The following is a 19,858-nucleotide window of genomic DNA, read 5'->3' on the forward strand; positions in this document are numbered from 1 at the left end:
GACTGAGAACTGATGAACGCACCCACCCTCGTCGCCGGGATCGACAGCTCCACGCAGGCGTGCAAGGTGATGGTCTGCGACGCCCGGACCGGTGAGGTGGTGCGCACCGGCCGCGCGGCCCACCCCGACGGCACCGAGGTGCACCCGGATCACTGGTGGACCGCGCTGCAGGAGGCGACCTCCGGTGGGCTGCTGGAGGGGGTGTCGGCGATCTCCGTCGCCGGCCAGCAGCACGGCATGGTGTGCCTTGACGAGGACCAGCGCGTGGTCCGCCCGGCGCTGCTGTGGAACGACACCCGGTCGGCCCCGGACGCGCTCGACCTCATCGACGAGCTCGGCGGAGCGCAGGCGTGGGCCGAGGCGATCGGGGTCGTGCCGGTGGCCGCGATCACCGTCACCAAGCTGCGCTGGCTGGCCCGCAACGAACCGGACCACCTGGCCCGCACCCGCACCGTCGTGCTGCCGCACGACTGGCTGACCAGCCGGCTGCTCGCCGGTGACGGACCGGTGCAGAGGTGGGTCACCGACCGGTCCGACGCGTCCGGCACCGGCTACTTCTCCGCCACGACGGATACCTACCGCGACGACCTCTTGCGGCTGGCGACCGGCCGCGGCGACCTCGAGCTGCCCGAGGTGCTCGGCCCTGCCACGGCGGCCGGCCGCAGCCCCGCGGGCCGGATGGTCGGCCCCGGCGCCGGCGACAACGCAGCCGCTGCGCTGGGGCTCGGCCTGAGGGGCGGAGATGTGGCGGTCTCGCTCGGCACGAGCGGCACCGCCTTCGCCTCGCATCCCCGTCCCACCCAGGACCCCACGGGCGAGGTGGCGGGTTTCGCGGACGCCGCGGGTGGCCACCTGCCGCTCATGTGCACGCTCAACGCCGCCCGCGTGCTCGGGGCCGGGGCCGCGGCGCTCGGCACCGACCTAGCCGGTCTGGAGCGCCTGGCGCTGGAGGCGGAGCCCGGCGCGGGCGGGCTGACCCTGCTCCCCTACCTCGACGGCGAGCGGACCCCGAACCTGCCGACGGCGACCGGCACCCTGTCGGGCATGACCCGCAACAACCTCACCCCGGCCAACGTGGCACGGGCCTTCGTCGAGGGCATGCTGCTCAACGTGGCCGCCGGCGTCGACGCCCTCCGCCGTGAGGGGGTGGACGTCGAGCGGGTCCTCCTCATCGGCGGCGCCACCGGGTCGGCGGCCGTGCGGGAGATCGCCGCCACCTTCATCGGCGTCCCGCTCGTCGTGCCTGCTCCGGGCGAGTACGTCGCCCGCGGCGCCGCGCGCCAGGCCGCCTGGGTGCTCTCCGGCGAGGACACCTGCCCGGAGTGGGCCGCCGTGGAGCTCGTCGTCGGCGCGGAGCCGGTCGTCGACCCGTTGGTCGAGGAGGTCAAGGGACGGTATGCCGAGCTGCTCGCCACCATGCACGGGGTGCGGCAGTGACGTCGTTTCCTCAGGGGCGACCGGGGTTGGCGTGACGTCCGAGCCGCTACCGGACACGCTCGCTGCCCTGGTCGAGGACGCCCGCCGTCTGGCAGGACGCCCGGGACGCACCATCCTCGGGCTCACCGGGGCGCCCGGCGCCGGCAAGTCGACGCTCGCGGCCGCCCTGGCGGACGCGCTCGGGTCTGAGCTGGTCGCCCTCGCGCCGATGGACGGCTTCCACCTCGACGGCGCGATCCTGCACGCGCGCGGGGCCCGCGGCCGCAAGGGCGCCATCGACACCTTCGACGATGCCGGGTATGCCGCTCTCCTCGCCCGGCTGCGCTTCCAGCCGCCGGACGAGATCGTCTACGCCCCCCGCTACGACCGCGACCTCGAGACCTCGATCGGCTCGGCCCTGCCCATCTCGCCAGCGGTGCCGCTCGTAGTCACCGAGGGCAACTACCTGCTCGCCAGGACCGGCGCCTGGCCCCAGGCGCGCGCCGCTCTGGACGAGGTGTGGTTCCTCGACCTCGACCCGCGGGTGCGTGAGGCGCGTCTGGTCGAGCGGCATGTCCGGCACGGCGAGGACCCGGCACGGGCACACGAGCGGGCACTCGGGCCGGACCATGACAACGCGGTTGCGGTGGAGTCGCTCAAGGAGCTAGCAACGCGCATCGTGTGGCTGTGAGTGCCTTGGGCTTCAACTGGAACGCATACGACAGGACCGGTGACCTCGGGAGCAATGATGCTCCTGACCGAGGTGTAGCGCTGGTGTGTGGCGCGCTCCAACATTGACTCGACGACGTCCTGGTCGCCACGGTGATGCGGTGCCACGGGCTGCGGCAGCCCGGCGCACCGTCACCGGCTTGAAGCTCATCGATCTCCACTCATGATGACGGGCGCGCCAAGGCGTGTTGCCGTCGTTTCGCATGTGAGCATCGGCGCCGCCCGGCCCTCAGACTGTCGGGCTCCACTTAGTCGTTGCGCGAACGCTTCTCCTGGATCGTCTTCGCTCTGCGCAGGATCCGCTCGTCCCGGCGCTGCTCGACCGTCTGTCCGAGCAACCGGGCACGCCCCGCCACACCGGAGCCGGCGGTGGTCACGGCCGTGGACGCCTCGTCCAGGAGCCCGCGGGCGGCCCTGGCCCAGGGGGTCAGGTCGACCGGTCCCGAGCCGTCGAGCTCGAGGTTGGCGTGCTGAGCGAAGGTCGAGATGCTCTCGGTGATGGCATTGGCTTGGCGGGTAACCCTTGGTGCGGAGATGGGGTTGGCGACCTTCGCGGCGTTGGACAGCGTGGACGATGCGGTCACCGACTCCACGATCACCTCCAGGCCGGCCACGATCCGTCGGACCCGTTCTGCCCGGGCCACCGTGATCCCTTCGCGGTGGGCCTGCAGCTGCAGCTCGTCCTCGTCGGCGACCCGGGCCAGCTCGAGGACGTACTGCCTGTCCTGGAGAGCGATCGTGCGGGCCAGCACGCCCAACCAGAACTGGACGTCGTCCCTGACCCGGGTGAGCACCTTGGCAGCCTTGTCCGCGTCGCCGGCCGCTGCCGAGACGTCCTCGCTGAGGACGTGCAGCTGCTCGATCGACTCGGCCTGCATCGTCTGCAGGGCCAGCGACGTGCCTTGCACCTTGGACCACGTCGTGCTCGAGACCGTCCCGGTCGAGGCGTAGATGGAGGCCGCCTCGTCGATCGCGAGGGAGACCCCACCGATCTGCCCCAGCGTCTTGGTCTTGTGCTGCTTGAGCAGCTGGTCCAGCTTGCGGTCGATCTCCTCGAGGTAGGCGGTGATGTCGTCCAGCGCCGATTCGATGGCGTACTGCGTCGCCATGGCACCGAGCACGGCAGGCAACGCTGGCGTCAGCGCGCCGACCTTCGAGACGTTCTCAAACTTTACGTGCTTGAAGATCTGCCCATTATTCTTTCGCACCACGCCCGACTTGAGCTTCTCAGTTCCACCCACGGCCGCCTTGGCAATAGCGGCGGTCTCTTCGGTGATCTTGACCCACCGCCCGCTCTCCGCGATCAGTTTCCCGCCGGCGCTACCGGTGTATCCGACAGCCCGTGCCAGGTGCTTGGTCGACAGTGGCCTGGACACCGCACCGAGCTCGTTGTCGAGAAGTTCGAGAGCCGTTTCGCTCCCGAACAGAAGCACCCCATCCTCAGCCTCGTAGACCGCGACTGTCTCCCCTGCATCTGCCATGTCGCGATCGTAGTCTCCGTCGGCGACATACCCGGCTGAAGGCTGAGGCTGACGCCACAAACCCTGGGCTCGAACCGTCAAACGGCCCACGGGACGATCAGCCATTCTCCTCGGTGTAGACGCACATGCCGCCCCGTCCTGGGTAGAAACCGCCGCAGTCCTCAGCAACAGCCTCCTCCGGCGTTTCGTAACCAGAGGCCCAGAACAGGTCGTCGCAGGCCTGCATGTCCCCCGCTTGGCACTGACCCACGAGCACGGTCAACTCAGCAGCCTCGGCCTCGCGGTCGACGCAAGCGCCGTAGCCGTCGGGGTAGTGACCGCCGCAGGACCAGGCGACCTCATACTCCGTGGTACCCCAGCCGGCCTCCCCTTGCAGGTCGTCGCACGCCTGCATGTCGCCGTTCTGGCACGAAGTGAGCAGGGCCGTAAGAAGTTGCGCCTGAGCTCGCTCCTCTTGCTGCCGCTCCTCCTCCTGACGTCGCTCCTCTTGCTGCCGCTCCTCCTCCTGCCGTTGCTCCTCCGCCTCCCACTCGGCCACCTGGGCGTCCCACTCCGCCGAGGCCTCGCAGGAGCCAAAGGCACCGTCGGAGGTGCCACCGCAGGAGATCGCGAAGGCTTCGTACTCGGAGCCGAAGGCAGACGCCCAGTAGAGGTCGTCGCACGCGCCGAGATCTCCGGCCGAGCAGGAGTCCCACAACCGGTCGAGGGTCGCGTCGTCCCCGTAGGCCTGCGGGCCATGAGTGAACCAGTCGTCGAAATCTGACTCCCATCCGTCCGGGAGTACGGCGTACTGCGGGTCGCACTCCGCTTCGACCTGCTGGGGGTTGGCAACGATGTCGTCCACCGAGCGCTGCAGGGCGTTCGCGGTGAAGAGCAACGGCACCATCTGCAGCTGGTTCCTCTCCTGGACCATCACGGTGGCGACGCCCGCGACGGCACCGTCTCGGGTGAGGGCAGGGCCACCGGAGTTGCCGCGATCGAGAGCACCGTCACCACGGATGGCCTCCCGCGTGGAACCGGACCGCTGGAAGCTGATGATCGTGGACGGGGTCACGGAGAAGTCCCCGGCGGGTGCAGGAAACCCGAGCGAGACGATTTCCTGCCCCTCCCGGAGATCATCCGTGTCCGCCCAGGGCAATGCGTTGGGGAGCGTCTCGTCAACCCGGATTACCGCGACGTCGGGATCGGTCTGCCCGCCGATCACCTCGCCGGAGAAGCGTATGACCCCGTCCCGGCTGACCAGGTCCGGCGTCGGGTCGTTGCTGACCACATGCCAGTTGGTTACGAGGTGCTTGTCGTCCAGCACCCAGGCAGTCCCCCAGCCCTCCATCCCGCAGCCGTCGGTCTCCACCTTGAAGACGGAGCGGCCGTAGCGCTCGGCCAGCTCAGCGTTCCCGAGTACCTCGTCCCGTGGCTCCTCTGTCACAGCAGCCGGCTCGACAGTCGCCGCCACCGGAATCGTCGATGCAGCGAGGTCCTCGACCGGTTCCGGATCGTCCTTGCCCAGCCGCAGGCCGAGAAAGAGACCCACCCCGCCGACGAGCACCGCGATGAGTGCCCCGATGACGATCAAGCCGAAGGTGCGGAGGCCCGAACCCGGCTTGGTGCTTCCTGGACCGCTAGCCGGCCACTCCCCTGCGTCATTCACGTGCTTTCTCACCTGTCTATGGCGCGCGCCAGAAGATGCGGTCGCGACACGTCAATGATAGAAGCCGCACCTCAGCGCACCGTCCTGTTTTCCTTCCCTGTGATCGAACACACAAGTGTCTTGCGTCACGCGAATGGTGTCTTACCGCAACGAAGGACGGTGCCCGGGTGAGACGAGGAAAGCGCCTGTGTACGGTGTCATCACCACGCTGAAGGAGGGCCAGTGCCGGCACACGTGACATGGACGTCCTATGGCCGCCGCGCGCTGGACGCGCTCAGAACCGTCGTCGCTAACCTCAAGCAGGACGACCCGCTCCATCCCGTCACCCTCGTCGTCCCGAGCAACGTCGCCGGCATCGTCGCTCGGCGGCACCTCGCCCATGGCTTCCACCCCGACCGGCCCGCGGTCGCAGGGTTGTGGGTCACCACCCTCCCCCGGCTGGCGGAGCAGCTCGCCGCTCCGCGGCTCACCGGCGCCGGCCGCCGCCCCGCGACCCGGGCCTTCGTGGCCGCGACGGTCCGCGGGGTGCTGCAGGAGCGGCCCGGCATCTTCCGTGAGGTCGCCGACCACCCGTCCACCGCCCGGGCCCTGGCCCGCGCCCACCACGACCTGCGCGACGTGGACGACATGGCCTGCGAGGGGGTCGCTGGCACCAGCAACCTGTGCGCCGACGTCGTCCGCGTCCATCGTGCGGCGCGGGAGCGCATGGCCGGTGGTCATTACGACGAGACTGACCTGCTTCACACCGCGGCCGCCACGCTCACCGTCGGGCGAGCCGCCGAGCTGGGCAGCATCGTCATCTACCTCCCCCAGGAGTTCACGCACGCCCAGGCCGGTCTGGCCGCCGTCCTGGCCCAGCTCACCGACACCCACGTCGTCGCGGGGCACACCGGCGACCCTCGGGCCGACTCCGCGGTGCTCGAGACGGTACATGCCGTCGTGCCCGGGGCTCCCCCGCCGCCGGCGCGCACCCCGCGGACGGTGGACCGCATCGCGCACGCCTCGGACTCCGACGACGAGGTCCGCTGCGCCGTCCGGGAGGTAGTCCGCGCCCTGCGCACCACGCCTGCCCACCGGGTCGCGGTGCTGTATGCCGCCCGCGACCCCTACGCGCGGCTGCTCCACGAGCACCTGGCCGCGGCGGGGATCGAGGTCAACGGTCCAGGGGTCCGCCCCGTCGCCGAACGCGCGGTCGCGCGGCTGGTCCTGGGCCTGCTGGAGATCGCCCGCACCGGCTACCGGCGGGCCGACGTCCTGCGCACCATTGGCGAGCTGCCGGTCGTCACCTTCAGCCCGGCTTCCGACGGCTCGGCCGACCCGGTCCCGCTCCCCCTCTGGGAGCGCCTGACCCGCGAGGCCGGCGTCGTGGCCGGGGATGACTGGCAGGACCGGCTCTCCTTCCACCAGCAGTCGCTGGAGCACCGGCTCCAAGACGAGGTCTACGACAGCACCCGCGACCGGCTCACCCGCCACCGTGACGCAGCCGCGGCCATGCAGACCTTCATGACGACCCTGCGCGAGCGGCTGGACGGCCTGGACCGCGCCGCGACCTGGACCGAGGCCGCGGAGACCCTGCGCGGCATCGTCGACGCGGTCCTGCCTCCCGCCACCCACCGGCGCCTGCCGCCGGCCGAGCAGCACGCCCTGGTCACCGTCAGGAGCGCGCTGTCCCAGCTGCACGCCCTCGACGGCACCCCGACCACCCCCTCGCTCACCGGGGTGGAGGAGATCCTGGGCCTCGAACTCGACGGGGCCCTCCCCCGGGTCGGCACCTTCGGCCGCGGCGTGCTCGTCGCTCCGGTCGAGCAGGCGGTCGGGCTCGACCTGGACGTGGTTCACGTGCTCGGCCTGGCCGAGGACCTGTGCCCCGGCACGCTGCGGGAGGACTCCCTGCTGCCCGAGCGCGCCCGCGAGGCCACCGGCTGGGCCCTCCGCAGCACCCGGCGCCGCCCCGAGACCACCCACCGCGCCCTGCTGGCCGCCTTCCACTCGGCGGCCCAGGTGACGGCCAGCTTCCCCCGCGGCGACCTGCGGCGGCACTCCCACCGCCTGCCTTCACGGTGGTTGCTGCCCTCCCTGCGCGTGCTCAGCGGGCAGCCTGACCTCCCGGCCACGGAGTGGGAACGCGGCGCCGCACCCGCCGGGGAGGCGATCCAGGGCTCCCCCTCCTTCGCCGGCACCCTGAGCGCCACGATGCACCCCGCCACCGAGCAGGAGTGGCGTGTCCGCGCCCACCTGTCCGGTGTCGCCCCGGCCGATCCGGTCGTCACGGCGACGACCGAGCTGCTGCAGGCCCGCCGCGGCGACACCTTCAGCCGGTTCGACGGCAACCTCGCCGGCGTCGCCGGCCTGCCCGACCACGGGGCAGGCACCAGCGCCGTGTCCCCCACCGCGCTGGAGAGCTACGCCTCCTGCCCGCACGCCTACTTCGTCCAGCGGCTGCTGCGGGTGGAGCCGGTGGAGACCCCCGAGGAGATCATCACGATCAGCGCCAGCGACCTCGGTTCGCTCGTCCACGAGGCGATGGACGGGCTGGTGCGGGAGGCGGCTGAGCGCGGGAAGCTCCCGGGATATGGCCAGCCCTGGAGCGCGGCTCAGCGCGCCCGGCTCCTCGAGTTCGGCGATGAGGTAGGCGCCCGCTACGAGGCCGAGGGCCGCACCGGCCACCCCCGCCTGTGGGCCCGACACCGGCAGTGGCTCCGCACGGTCCTGGACCGGATGCTGACCGACGACGACGCCTGGCGGGCCGAGCACAAGGCCGCCGTGGTGGCCAGCGAGCTCACGTTCGGGCTCCGTGGCGCGCCGCCGGTGGAGGTGACCCTGGCCGACGGGCGCACAGTGCACCTGCGCGGGTCAGCGGACAAGGTCGACCGGCGCCGCGACGGCACGCTGCTGGTCACCGACATCAAGACCGGTCGGAAGAACTCGTTCAAGGACATTGACGAGGACGACCCCGTCCTCGGGGGCAGCAAGCTGCAGTTGCCGGCCTACGCCGTGGCCGTCCGGGCAGCCCACGGCGAGGCGCACACCCCCGTCGAGGCGCTCTACTGGTTCACCGGCAGGGACACCGGCCGGGTGCAGCTGCCGCTCACCACGTCGGTCATGGAGCGGTATGCCGAGACGCTCGGCCTGCTCGTCGACGGCATCGCACGGGGTTCTTTCCCCCAGCGTGCGCCGAAGGCGGCCGACTTCAACTGGGTGCAGTGCTCCGCCTGCAACCCTGACGGCCGGGGCCACGCCACGATCCGCGAGCGGTGGGAGATGCTCCGCGCCACGCCGGAGCTGCGGGACTACACCGCCCTGGTCGAGCCGGACGCCCTGGTCGAGCCCGCCGACGCGAGCGAGGAGGACGAGCGATGACGCAGCTGACCGACGACGCCGCCCGCGAGCGGATCCGGCAACGCACCGACCAGACCCTCTTCGTCGAGGCCGGGGCCGGGTCGGGCAAGACCCGCTCCCTGGTCGAGCGGGTGGCCACGCTCGTGCTGCGCGACGGCATACCCATCGAGGCGGTGGCGGCGGTGACCTTCACCGAGCGGGCCGCGGCCGAGCTGCGCGACCGGCTGCGGGCCGCGTTCGAGCACGCGGTCCGGTCCGGGGACGAGGCCGAGCGGGGAAGGGCCGAGGCGGCGCTGGACGGCCTCGACCTTGCCGCGATCGGCACGCTGCACTCCTTCGCCCAGCGGATCCTCGGGGAGCACCCGATCGAGGCCGGCGTCCCGCCCCTGGTCGAGGTGCTCGACGAGGTCGGCTCGTCGGTGGCCTTCGAGGCCCGGTGGGCCGAGCTGCGGGGGCAGCTGCTCGATGACGACGACCTCGCCACGACGCTCGAGCTCGCGCTGGCCACCGGCGTGAAGGTGGACCAGGTGCGGGCGGTCGTGGCCAAGCTCAACGCCGACTGGGACCTGGTCGAGTCGCACGTCGTCGGTGCGCAGGCACCGGAACCGCCGAGCCTGCCCGACATCGGGCACCTGGTGGAGCGGGCGCTGGAGCTGGCGGGAGAGGCCGAGACCTGCCTGGACCCCGCCGACAAGCTCCTGCCGGATCTGGCCGAGCTGACGAAGTGGGCCGACCGACACGAGGCCCTGGGCGCCGACCCCGCGGACATCGCGGCCTCCCTCACCTCCACAGGCGACCTCAAGTTTCGCCACGGGACAGCGCAGAACTGGCGCGGGCGGCATACCGAGCTCAAACAGCACTGCAAGGACTGGCAGGACGAGATCAAGCAGGTGCTCGCCGAGCTCAAGGACCGGTGCCTGCGGGTCATCGTGCACTGGTGCGGCCAGCGGGTGCTGGAGTCGGCGCACGCCCGACGGCGCGACGGACAGCTGGTGTTCCACGACCTGCTCGTCCTCGCCCGCGACCTGCTCCTGCGCAACGCCGACGTGCGCGACACGCTGCACCGGCGCTACCGCCGGCTGCTGCTCGACGAGTTCCAGGACACCGACCCGATCCAGATCGAGATCGCGGTGCGCATTGCCGGCGGGGCCGGTGCCGACCAGCCCGACTGGAGGGATGTCGAGGTGCCGCCGGGTTCGCTCTTCGTCGTCGGCGACCCCAAGCAGTCGATCTACCGCTTCCGCCGGGCCGACATCCGGATGTATCTGCAGGCACGCGAGACGCTCGGTGGCCGGGTGTCACTGACCACCAACTTCCGCAGCGGCGAGCCCGTCCTGGACTGGGTCAACGCAGTCTTCGCGCAGCTCATCACCGAGGAGCCGGACCGTCAACCGGCCTACGAGGCGCTGGCCGCCCACCGTAGCGGCGCGACCGTGGGTCCGGCCGTGGCGGTCCTGGGTGCCGACGCGCACGAGGACAAGCCCTCCGCCGACGAGGTGCGCCGCCGGGAGGCCGCGGACGCGGCGGCGAGCATCCGGCGGGCGCTCGACGAGGGGTGGACGACCGAGGCGGAAACCGACGAGCGCGACGAGCACGGGAGACGGCGCCGAGCCTGGCGGCCGCTGCGGGAGGACGACATCGCGATCCTGGTGCCCGCCCGGACCTCGGTGCCCTACCTGGAGGAGGCGCTGGACGCGGCCGGGGTGGACTACCGCACCGACTCCAGCTCGATCCTCTACCAGGCACAGGAGGTGCGGGACCTCTTCGCCGCCCTGCGGGCGATCGCGGACACCTCCGACGGCTTCTCCCTCGTCACCGCCCTGCGTTCGAGCCTGTTCGGCTGCGGCGACGACGACCTGTTCACCTTCCGCCGCGACGGCGGCACCTTCCACCTCCTCGCGCCGGTGCCGGAGACCCTGGCCGACCACCCGGTCGGGCGAGCTACGGGATACCTGCGCGGCCTGCACGACGAGGCGCGCTGGCTGACCCCGAGCGAGGTGCTGACCCGGCTGGTCACGGACCGGCGCATGCTCGAGGTGGCGGCAGCCGGTCCCCGGGCGCGGGACACCTGGCGGCGGCTTCGGTATGTCGTGGACCAGGCCCGGGCGTGGTCGGAGACCGAGCACGGCGGCCTGCGGGCCTACCTGGCGTGGGCGCAGGCGCAGGCGTCGGAGACCTCGCGGGCCGGAGAGTCGGTGCTGCCGGAGTCGGACGTCGACTCGGTGCGGATCATGACGGTGCACGCCGCCAAGGGGCTGCAGTTCCCCATGGTGGTGGTCTCCGGCCTGTCCTCGCAGCCCAACAACCGTCGAGGCGTGCAGCTGCTGTGGACCGACGACGGCTTCGCGATCTCGCTGGGCAAGGACCTGACCACCGGCGATTTCGCCGACGCCCAGCCCATGGACGAGCAGATGGGCGACCTGGAGCGACGGCGCCTGCTCTACGTCGCCACCACCCGCGCCAAGGACCACCTCGTCGTCTCCCTGCACCGGTCGACGCACCGGACACAGAGCACCCTGGCCCACTTGCTGGCCGGCGCCGGGGCCGCCGACGCCGGAGGCGCCGTCGGGCCGACGCCGGATGCCCTGCCTGACCCGTCCGTGCAGGTGGGCCGTCCGCGGACAGCCCCAGTGCCGCCGCCGGAGTGGGCCGACTGGCGGGAGGCCTTGGACGAGTCGGTCACCGCGTCCCGCCGAGCCAGTTCGCGCAGCGCATCCGGGCTGGAAGGCTCAGACCCGGAAGTCGAACTGTCGGGGCTGCCTGTCGGAGCAACGCCCGACTATGCGCAAGGCCAGGACGCTCAGACGGCGGACGATGAGGAGGTGGCGAGATCCAAGGCTAAAGGCGGGCGCGACGTGGAGCGGCCGGCCTGGGTCAAGGGCAGGTACGGCTCGGCGATCGGTCGCGCCGTGCACGGGGTGATGCAGACGGTCGACCTTGCCACCGGCGCCGGTCTAGACGACGCCGTGGCGGCGCAGTGCTGGGCAGAGGGGGTGATGGACCACTCGGACGTCGTGCGGCACCTGGCGCAATCGCTGCAGGAGTCGGACGTGGTCCGTCGGGCGGCACAGCGGGAGTATTGGCGCGAGTCGTACGTGGGCACGGTGCAGAACGACGGCACGGTGCTGGAGGGGTTCGTCGACCTGCTGTACCGCGAGGACGATGGGCGCCTGGTGGTGGTGGACTACAAGACGGACGACGTGCCACAGGAGGCGTGGGATGCGCGGGCGCGGTTCTACGCGCCGCAGTTGCGGGCGTATGCCCAGATCGTGGGCCGCGCCGTCAGGGACGACCGGGTCGAGGCAGTGCTGGGCACGAGCAAGGGCATTTATGCGGTGGGGCGATAGCGTGCGCGAAAGTGTCGCCGGGCCCGAGGCAGGCAACCGCTAGGTGCCGGCCACGTCCGCGACCCAGTGCTTTCAGGACTGGGCGCCAATCATCAGACGTGTCGCGAGCGCTCCGATGACGTGGTGCCAGGCCTCCTGCCCCTGCAGGCCGGGCAGTTCCGCCGGTATGGGGGGTGGTGCCCACTCCCTCGGCCTGCCCACGTCCGGCACCTCGTGCGCCACGCGGTTATTTGCCGGCCCCTCGTGAGATGTCAGTTAGAGAGAAGACGCGCCGCCCTGTTCGCCGACCTCTAGATCGGAGAACAGACCCGATAACACGGGTGACACGCACCCGTGCGGCTCCAGGCCGAACCGTAGGAATCAACTGGCTAGTATGTCACCGTTCAAAGTTGAACTCGTCGTAAGCGATGGCGAAGTCCACCGTCCATGTCTCGTCGGCGGGCACCCGAGGAGCATCGATTAGCGCCTGAGACGTCGCCCCAGCAGGTACGGGATCCGACACGTACTGACAACCCCCACCCATGTTCTGTTGCGAGCCATCTCGCAGTACAAAGCAAACCTCACCCGCGTCCGACACCGTGCTTAAGGTGTTGTTCTTCAGGTGAAGTCGTAGTCCGTCGATGTCACCATCCTTCAACAGAATCTCACCGGCCATCTCTAGATCCCCCCGCACTACGTCGAGAGACCGGAAGTTGTCCTCCCACCTCACGTCGATCTCGACATAGTCAGCGTGAAGGCCACCGTCAAGGAAAATGCCCCCCACATGGAAGGTTTGCCCTTCTCTCAACGTAGTGATCCCATGCTGCCCGTCGTCCAATAGAGCACCTTCTCGATCGTAGAGTTTGGCGCTCACAACCCACCCATGTCGCGTGCCACCCGTATTGATCAGGGTCGCGCCCCAATAGGAAAAGTTACTGCTACTCTCGAAACTTAGGCCGGTGTCCAGCAACCGAATTCCGTCACCCATGTCTTGCCCGGTCACCGAGTCCACCGCTGTTTCGGTCGACGTCGTGGGCACTGGCCCAGTGGAAGTCGCCTCTGCAGCCGGTGACGTGGCAGCGGCCTCAACGGTGACTGTAACCTCGACTGGATCTGCGGTGGCAGTCACCGTTGCGGTGGCAGTCACCGTCTCGGTGACAGTCTCCGTCACCGCCTGCACGGCCGCATCGTCCGTTCCTGAGCAGCCGCTCAACATGACGAACCCGATCACTGCTCCCACGACACCGACCCTGCGCATGCAGGCGATCCTAATGTTCGAGCTCCCTAGCCCCTTCATCAGGTCTTTCACGGCACCGGCTCTGGCACGTCCTTCTCGGTGGAATCTGCTACCGGAGCAGGAACTGGTGTGCCCAGCTCGTCGAAGGCGGTCCTTTCGGCGGCGTTGCCCCACAGGTCGTACCTATCATGACGGCAACGTGGCAGGCAGACGTAGTCGCACCGATAGAGCTGTGCGCCTCGGCCCCGACCTCTCACTGGGTCGCGAACCAGGCCAGCACTCGTGCGGTGAGATCCAGCCGGTCTACGGTGAGAGAAGCTCCCATCGGTGCTGGTCAGCGGGCCAGGATCGGAGATGACATCCGATCCAAGGCCTGTCATGCAAGCATTCGCCTACCCAGGCACGCCCAGGTAGAGGGCGTTAGCGCGGCTCGCTGAAGAGGGCGTCGACGGTGCGGCTCAGTTCGCGCACGACGGGGTTGTGCGGAAGACGTTCCTCGAAGACCTCCACCAGAGCCCGGTAGTACCACTCCTGCTCGGTCCGTCCGGCCTTGAACCGGGACCAGACATCGGTCTCCGAGTAGAGGGTGTCGGTCAAGGTCGCCCTGGCGTTGTGCAACTTGTCCGCGGCAGACACGAGGAGCACGTCGGCCCCTTCGTGCTGGAGGCTGTCCAGGTAGGCCTGCTTACGTTCGCGCCACGGGGGCTTCGGTAGGACCTCGGTGTCGCTGCACGCGCGGACGATACCTGCCACACGTGACCCGAAGCGATCCTCCAGCTCCGCATAGGAGGTCTTGTCGCCCTGATCCTCCAGGGCATCGTGCAAGAGGCCGGCGATGGCCTGTTCCTCGTCGCCCCCGCCCTCGAGCACGAGTGAGGAGACGGCGAGCAGATGCGAGATGTAGGGGCGTTCACCACCTTTACGAGACTGATCCCGGTGCAGTTCGTGGGCGTAGACCAAGGCTTCGTCGAACTTCTCTGAGAGCGGCATACGTTCGTGACCTCCGTGATTGTGGTTCAGTCAGGCGAGATAGATTCAGTGGGCCGCTTCGAACGCATCGACGATCTCTTTTCTGATACGACCGCGATCGCTGACCTGGTGGCCGTTGTCCCGCGCCCAGCGACGGATGGCATCCAGTTGGGCCTTGTCCGTGCGTGCGGTGGTGGTGCCGCGAGCAGGAGCCGACTGACGTCGGCGTGCAACCCGGCGGGCATGGTCGGTGTAGAGCTTGAACGTCTCGCGCATCTTGGCCCCGTTCTCGTCGCTCAGGTCGATCTCGTACGAAACACCGTCGATCGCGAATTGCACCGTCTGGCCACCATCAGTGATGTCCGTGCCTTCGATGTCGTCCACGAGAATGGTCTGGACCCTCTGTGCCACCGGTAGTTCTCCTTGCGTGTCGGGATGAGCGCCCTGAACGTACCGCATGGGGGCTGCAAGGCGGAGAGAGCCCATTCCCACATCCGCGGTGAGCCCCGTGCGACTTCGCCTGCGCAACGCCGTACAGATCTTGTCTTGGCGGGTACCGGACAGCCTGCAGATGCTCCTGTTTACACGCTTCGACTTGGTGTCCAGCGGACCACATCACGTCGTGTGCTGCTACCGGCCCGATTGGGTCCTTTCAGGCGACACGGAAAAAAGCTGATCCTGCAGGTGCCCGCGCTGCTTTCAGGGCTGGCTGTCACCAGAGACGAGCGCCTGGAACTCCTCGACGGTCATGACGTGGCCCGTGGTGACACCGACAACCGTCAGGATCGTGCGGTGCAGATCCTCAGCCTTCACCGGTCCGTACCCGATGTCCGGGTAGTCGTAGGTGCCCGTGGCGTCGGAGAGGAACGCGACGCGGTAGCCGCGGTACATCGCGTCTCGCGCGGTGGCCAGGCAGCAGTCCTCGGAGGTGGCACCCGCTATGGCGACGTCCCTGATGCCGTTGCTCCGCAGGGTCAGATCCAGGTTTGTCTGGAAGAAGCCGCTGTAACGCTGCTTCCGGACCATGAGGTCACCTTCTTGGGGAGCGAGCTCGTCGAAGATCTGCGCCCCACGCTGACCCTCGATGAGCGCGGCCCCCTCCCCCAAGCCCGGATAGATCTGTGCGAACAAGCCCATGTCCGAGCCGTCTGCGTCGTGCGCATGCCGGGTATAGATGAGCTGAATGCCGCGATCGCGGCAGAAGGAGACGAGCTCTTTCAGCCGAGGCAGGTTCTGGTACGCCATCGGCGTCTCCAACGGAGCACCGGGCTCCACGAAGTCGTTCTGCAGGTCGATGAGCAGCAGAGCCGTAGTATTCGGGTCGAGTGAATCGATTTTGAGAGACACGGCGTACTCCTTGTCGCGTTGGCCTGGGGTGGCAGTTCTCAGGAGGCTAGCCCACGTGGTCACAGCCGAACAGGCCATGGGTACAGGATGGCCAGAGAACGCCCGGGGACGTCGTCGCTGGAGCCGCGTAGGCGCGCAAGCTCCGTGAGGGCTAGCCTCCCAGCGCGTTCGAGACCGCCTCGCATCGGCGCGGGCGGAGTGCAGATGGCACCCGTAACGAGGGTGGGTGACCTGACTGCTCGCTGGACCTACTGTCCTGACAGCGCCCTCGACGTCACTACCTGGAGCGACCAGCCTCCCCGTCGTCTCCGCGCTCTGGCCGCTTGTCTCGCAGTGGGCGCGTGGAGACGCGCCTGCACCGTGGCTGCAGCACAGAGAAAGTAGACCGCCACCGCGGCCTCCAGTGGCGTCACCACCCATTGCCCGGCCGAATGTGCCGTGCTGTCGCCGGTGCTCTAAGTGTCTAGCTGAGCCGCTTTAGCACGGCGACCGCTCGGCGGTTCAGACCAACTACGTGGCCGCCAGGGTTGAAGGTGAACAAGAACATTCCAACGGCGTCGCCCCACTTCAGTGCCTCGGAGGTGAACTGGCACATGGAGAAGAAGTGGGGAACCTTTCCGATGGCCTCAGCGTCCTCGAACAGTTGCTTCAGCGCAGGCGTGGCCACCGGCAGCCTGTCCGCAACTGCCTGTGCTAGCGCGTGCCGGGACTCCACGTACCTCCTCCCCCGAGCGTGCCGGAGTTCTGCATCGGCGTGCCCCATGAAGTGCATCCACTCTAGGGCACAGACCTCTGCATCGGCGGCACCATGAATCGCGCGTGAAGGCGGTCGACGGCCCGTCGCTCGCTCCTTCGCCTGTACGCATGGCGCAGCCGCGGGAGCCTGCTGCGCGAGACGCTGCGCATCGAGAATGTTCAGAGTCGCAGCCGGATCGTAGCCATCGGAGAGCGATCTGTAGGGGAAGAGCGAGTGATCACTAACCCATTGCTGCTCCCTTACCTTGGCCCTGTACCTGCCGTGCCGGTCCCACACCAGCCAAGCCCGTGTGGTCGCGACAAGCAGGGCTGGGTTGGCCAAGACCCGCGGACCCAGGCTGTGGACGCTACTGCTGGAGGTGCCGTACTGGGGGACGGTTGTGAGCCCAAGAACCTGCTCGTCGGGCTCCGCTAGTTCCTCCACGAGCTTGTCGAGCTTGGGCCGGAACTTATCTTGCTCGTGCTCCGGTAGGTCGGTGATGTGCGCTTCGACCGCGGCCCTCGACGACGCCCCTGGAGCCAAGCTCCGCCGCAGACGTGCATGAGCGGCCACAGACCTTGCAGTGTCCGTCACTTAGTCTCCTCGTCATCTCCCTGGGCACAGACCGTGCATCGGCGAACCTACCCAAGGGGCTGTATTGATCACCCCCGAGGCCGACGCCCGGGCGACCCTCGAAGACACCGCTGGATGGCGCAGACCTCTCAAGACTATGGGCAACTTTGCCTACCCGGTCGTCGCAGGCTGCTATACACAGATCATGACTGCTACACCCGACGGGACGGACGAGAGCCATGATGCGACGTCTGGCGTGGCAGTGAAGGTCGGCACGGAGAGCGTCAGCATCCGCAAAGCGGTATTCACTGCACTTTTTGACAACTCTTGGGTCAGCCAGTATGCCGCCTATCGGACGGCTGTCAAAACTGGGCAGATTCACCTAGACGATCTGGTTCGGCTGGCTCGCAAGGCACAGATTCCCTACGTCCTATTTTTCGCCCCACCGGAAGTGGTGCAGAGGCAGCTTCAAGACAAGACGGAGAAGCTGCTCGCGGGCATGACGAAGGATGCCTTCTCAATGAACTCCCGTAATCAGGTGCAGCTACGGGACGTCGAACTCGTCGTGAAAGACCTGCTGCGCAAGCAGGCGACCCTGAAAGAACTGGATCGGTCCTTGGTCGAGAACACCTTGGTCGGATGCTTGGCGGGCCGCCGTGGCGGTGATCCACGAAGGTCTGCCGAACGCCTCAACGAACTTCTGGGCATCTCCAGCCTCGACCTACAGCGGATATCGACGAGGCAGGCTGCGCTGGAGCTCGTTGTTCGCCGACTGGAAGACAACCAGGTGCTGGTGTCCCAGAGCCAGCAGGACTTCATGCCTCAGCGGATCCCGGTGCACGTGAAATTCAGCGGCCTGTGCATCAAGGACAGGAAGGTCCCCTACATCTTCCTGACCGGCGGCGAGGGCGACATCAGACTGGAACCTACCGGGCGCAGACTTTTTACCTTGGTGTTGTTGACGGTATTCGTTGCTCGTGGGAGGTTTTCCCCCTGACTTTCGACGATCACACCGATGACCTTATCGAGGACATCGAATACAGGATCGCGGAAGAAGTCCTTATGCCTGCGGACACGGTGGCCGAGGTCGGCGTCTCAGGCATGGAGGACCTCCGAGCGCTGGCGGACCGGTTCAAAGTCACGCCGAGCGCTATGGTCATGCGAGCACGACGCCTGCACCTGATCACCCCCGAGTCGGCGAACGACTACCTGGACGCCCTGGCCAGCGAGTTCAGACAGCGCCCCAAACCACGGTTAGGACGCAGCCATCCGCTCAACGCCGTCAGACCTGAGTTGTGACGTTGGGCCGGATTCCGCGGGTGGAGGTGTCGCTGACCTGCGGATTCGCGCTGCAGGGTGTGACTAATCGGGGCGTGTGGTGGGTAGCCTTACCCGGTGGGCTCGTTCGTGCGCAAGGTGAAGACCGCCTCGGGCGCGACAGCAGTACAGATCATGCACAAGCGCGGTCGGCGGGTCCTGGGGATCGATCACATCGGCTCGGCCCGGACGGAGGCCGAGCTCGCACTGCTGGAAGCGATCGCGCACGAGCGGTTGCACGCCGGCCAGGAACAGCTTCCCCTCGAGCCCGGCGGGCCCAGCACTCCGGCTGCGGCCACGGGGATGCAGGCCACGGTCGCCGGCACATCCTCGCTGGTGCTCTGGCAGGCCCTGGAGCGGGTCTACACCGACCTGGGCTTCGATGCTCTGGGTGATGAGGCGTTCAAGCAGCTCGTGCTGGCGCGGATCATGGAGCCGACGTCTAAGGCTGACACCGTGCGGGTGCTGGAAGACATCGGTGTCCCCTCCCGGACCAGGGAGACGTTCATGCGCTGCCTGTCCCGCGTGGTCGAGCGCAACTACCGGGAGCAGATCGGTGCCGCTTGCTATGCCCACGCCGCCCCGACCGGGCGCCTGGCCGCGGTGCTGTACGACCTGACGACACTGCACTTCGAGACGCCGAAAGAGGACCGGCTGCGCAAGGTCGGGATGAGCAAGGAGCGGCGGGTCGATCCTCAGGTGACGGTCGGGCTGCTGTGCGATCCCGGAGGGTTCCCACTGGCGGTGCACCTGTTCGAGGGCAACAAGGCAGAGACCAAGACCCTCATCCCCGTGCTCACCGAGTTTCAGGACGCGCACGACGTGCAGGACATGATCGTGGTCGCCGACGCCGGGATGCTGTCCGCGGCCAACCTGCTGGCCCTGGAGGAGGCCGGGTTCAGCTTCATCGTCGGCTCCCGCGCGGCCAAGACCCCCTATGACCTGGCCGACCACTTCGCCACGAAGGGCAACCACTTCACCGACGGACAGAGCGTGGAGACGACCCGGGCGATGGGCGCCGGGAAGGACCGGCGCACCCGGCGGGTGGTGTACCAGTACTCCTTCAAGCGGGCCAAGAACGATGACCGGGCGATCAACGCGATGATCAAGAAGGCCGAGGACGTCGCCGCCGGTCGACGCCCCCTCAAGCGTGACCGGTTCGTGCGGATCGACGGGGCGACCAAGGGCGTGGACTGGGACCTGGTCGAACGGGCCCGGTCGATGACCGGGCTAAAGGGCTACGTCACCAACATCGCCGCTGAGCAGATGGACGGGCCAGCGGTCGTGGCCGCCTACCAGGACCTCTACCAGGTCGAACGGTCTTTCAGGATGGTCAAGTCCGACCTGCGCGCCCGCCCGATCTTCCACCAGCTGCGTGACTCCATCGAGGCGCACCTGACCATCGTCTTCGCCGCCCTGGCGATCTCCCGCGAGGCCCAGCAACGCACCGGCGCCTCGATCAAGAAGATCCTGAACACCCTTCGTCCGCTGCGCACAGCCACCATCACCGTCGGCGGCCACCAGATCATCGCCGATCCCGAGATCTCCGACGAGGCCCGCGAACTGCTGAACTACATCAACCCCGGGGTGTGACTAAGGCGTCACAACTCAGGTCTGGCAAGACAAGCTGGACAGTCTGCGCGACCGCTGACGCCACGTTCCCCTACGGTCTATCCCTGACGCGCCCTTAAGATGGGACGCCCACCCCTCGCGGTACGGCGCTGCCCAAGGAGTAGGCGT

At 68.4% G+C, this 19,858-nt stretch carries 14 protein-coding genes; 7 read left to right on the top strand and 7 right to left on the bottom strand.

Features of this window, described 5'->3' with window-relative positions:
- Nucleotides 1–12 precede the first annotated feature (12 nt).
- Both xylB and FY030_RS11395 read left to right on the top strand, forming a co-directional pair.
- On the top strand, nt 13–1,437 hold the full coding sequence (gene xylB / locus FY030_RS11390) for a xylulokinase (protein WP_158061611.1): 1,425 nt from the start codon (nt 13–15) through the stop codon (nt 1,435–1,437).
- A gap of 31 nt (nt 1,438–1,468) precedes the next feature.
- Complete coding sequence (locus tag FY030_RS11395) at nt 1,469–2,107, top strand: nucleoside/nucleotide kinase family protein (protein WP_238348248.1); 639 nt, start codon at nt 1,469–1,471, stop codon at nt 2,105–2,107.
- Nucleotides 2,108–2,393: 286 nt separating this feature from the next.
- Here FY030_RS11395 and FY030_RS11400 read toward each other — a convergent pair whose 3' ends face one another.
- Both FY030_RS11400 and FY030_RS11405 read right to left on the bottom strand, forming a co-directional pair.
- The gene (locus FY030_RS11400; RefSeq protein ID WP_158061613.1) at nt 2,394–3,626 is read right to left on the bottom strand and encodes a hypothetical protein; all 1,233 of its coding nucleotides are present in this window, start codon (nt 3,624–3,626) and stop codon (nt 2,394–2,396) included.
- A 97-nt stretch (nt 3,627–3,723) separates the two neighbouring features.
- Nucleotides 3,724–5,286, bottom strand: coding sequence for a trypsin-like peptidase domain-containing protein (locus FY030_RS11405; protein WP_158061614.1), 1,563 nt, complete (start codon nt 5,284–5,286; stop codon nt 3,724–3,726).
- Between the two features lie 210 nt (nt 5,287–5,496).
- On the opposite strand from FY030_RS11405, the gene FY030_RS11410 reads away from it, so the two are divergent.
- Together FY030_RS11410 and FY030_RS11415 are read left to right on the top strand one after the other, a co-directional pair.
- Nucleotides 5,497–8,634, top strand: coding sequence for a PD-(D/E)XK nuclease family protein (locus FY030_RS11410; protein ID WP_158061615.1), 3,138 nt, complete (start codon nt 5,497–5,499; stop codon nt 8,632–8,634).
- Nucleotides 8,631–11,960: a UvrD-helicase domain-containing protein gene (locus FY030_RS11415; RefSeq protein WP_158061616.1), complete on the top strand. Its 3,330-nt coding sequence runs from the start codon at nt 8,631–8,633 to the stop codon at nt 11,958–11,960. The genes FY030_RS11410 and FY030_RS11415 overlap by 4 nt, the downstream gene beginning before the upstream one ends.
- 376 nt (nt 11,961–12,336) lie before the next feature.
- Here the strand turns inward: FY030_RS11415 and FY030_RS11420 are convergent, their stop codons facing one another.
- From FY030_RS11420 to FY030_RS11440, 5 genes are all read right to left on the bottom strand, one after another.
- On the bottom strand, nt 12,337–13,179 hold the full coding sequence (locus FY030_RS11420) for a hypothetical protein (RefSeq protein WP_158061617.1): 843 nt from the start codon (nt 13,177–13,179) through the stop codon (nt 12,337–12,339).
- A gap of 417 nt (nt 13,180–13,596) precedes the next feature.
- On the bottom strand, nt 13,597–14,166 hold the full coding sequence (locus FY030_RS11425) for an HD domain-containing protein (RefSeq protein ID WP_158061618.1): 570 nt from the start codon (nt 14,164–14,166) through the stop codon (nt 13,597–13,599).
- A 45-nt stretch (nt 14,167–14,211) separates the two neighbouring features.
- The gene (locus FY030_RS11430; protein ID WP_475475130.1) at nt 14,212–14,604 is read right to left on the bottom strand and encodes a histone-like nucleoid-structuring protein Lsr2; all 393 of its coding nucleotides are present in this window, start codon (nt 14,602–14,604) and stop codon (nt 14,212–14,214) included.
- Nucleotides 14,605–14,844: 240 nt separating this feature from the next.
- Nucleotides 14,845–15,555 carry a cysteine hydrolase family protein gene (locus FY030_RS11435; RefSeq protein ID WP_202879698.1) on the bottom strand — a complete coding sequence of 237 codons (711 nt, stop codon included), beginning with the start codon at nt 15,553–15,555 and terminating at the stop codon, nt 14,845–14,847.
- 400 nt (nt 15,556–15,955) lie between these two features.
- Nucleotides 15,956–16,822, bottom strand: coding sequence for a hypothetical protein (locus FY030_RS11440; protein WP_158061620.1), 867 nt, complete (start codon nt 16,820–16,822; stop codon nt 15,956–15,958).
- Between the two features lie 64 nt (nt 16,823–16,886).
- Between FY030_RS11440 and FY030_RS16900 the strand changes: the two genes are divergently transcribed.
- The 3 genes from FY030_RS16900 to FY030_RS11450 all read left to right on the top strand — a co-directional run bounded on the left by FY030_RS16900 (nt 16,887) and on the right by FY030_RS11450 (nt 19,711).
- The gene (locus FY030_RS16900) at nt 16,887–17,798 is read left to right on the top strand and encodes a hypothetical protein (protein ID WP_238348249.1); all 912 of its coding nucleotides are present in this window, start codon (nt 16,887–16,889) and stop codon (nt 17,796–17,798) included.
- Between the two features lie 65 nt (nt 17,799–17,863).
- Nucleotides 17,864–18,100 (top strand): hypothetical protein, encoded by a 237-nt coding sequence (locus FY030_RS16905; RefSeq protein WP_337692450.1) that lies wholly within the window; start codon nt 17,864–17,866, stop codon nt 18,098–18,100.
- A 96-nt stretch (nt 18,101–18,196) separates the two neighbouring features.
- Entirely contained in the window at nt 18,197–19,711 is a 1,515-nt protein-coding gene (locus FY030_RS11450) for an IS1634 family transposase (protein WP_192498579.1), read from the top strand.
- The last annotated feature ends 147 nt before the right edge of the window (nt 19,712–19,858 follow it).

Origin of the sequence: Ornithinimicrobium pratense (assembly GCF_008843165.1) — a bacterium.
Lineage (GTDB): Bacteria > Actinomycetota > Actinomycetes > Actinomycetales > Dermatophilaceae > Ornithinicoccus > Ornithinicoccus pratensis.

Excerpts from the sequence above, each read along its gene's own strand:
- FY030_RS11415 (WP_158061616.1), top strand. The coding sequence starts at position 8,631 with ATGACGCAGCTGACCGACGACGCCGCCCGCGAGCGGATCCGGCAACGC.
- xylB (WP_158061611.1), top strand. The coding sequence starts at position 13 with ATGAACGCACCCACCCTCGTCGCCGGGATCGACAGCTCCACGCAGGCG.
- FY030_RS11430 (WP_475475130.1), bottom strand. The coding sequence starts at position 14,604 with ATGCGGTACGTTCAGGGCGCTCATCCCGACACGCAAGGAGAACTACCG.
- FY030_RS11400 (WP_158061613.1), bottom strand. The coding sequence starts at position 3,626 with ATGGCAGATGCAGGGGAGACAGTCGCGGTCTACGAGGCTGAGGATGGG.
- FY030_RS11425 (WP_158061618.1), bottom strand. The coding sequence starts at position 14,166 with ATGCCGCTCTCAGAGAAGTTCGACGAAGCCTTGGTCTACGCCCACGAA.
- FY030_RS16905 (WP_337692450.1), top strand. The coding sequence starts at position 17,864 with ATGCCTGCGGACACGGTGGCCGAGGTCGGCGTCTCAGGCATGGAGGAC.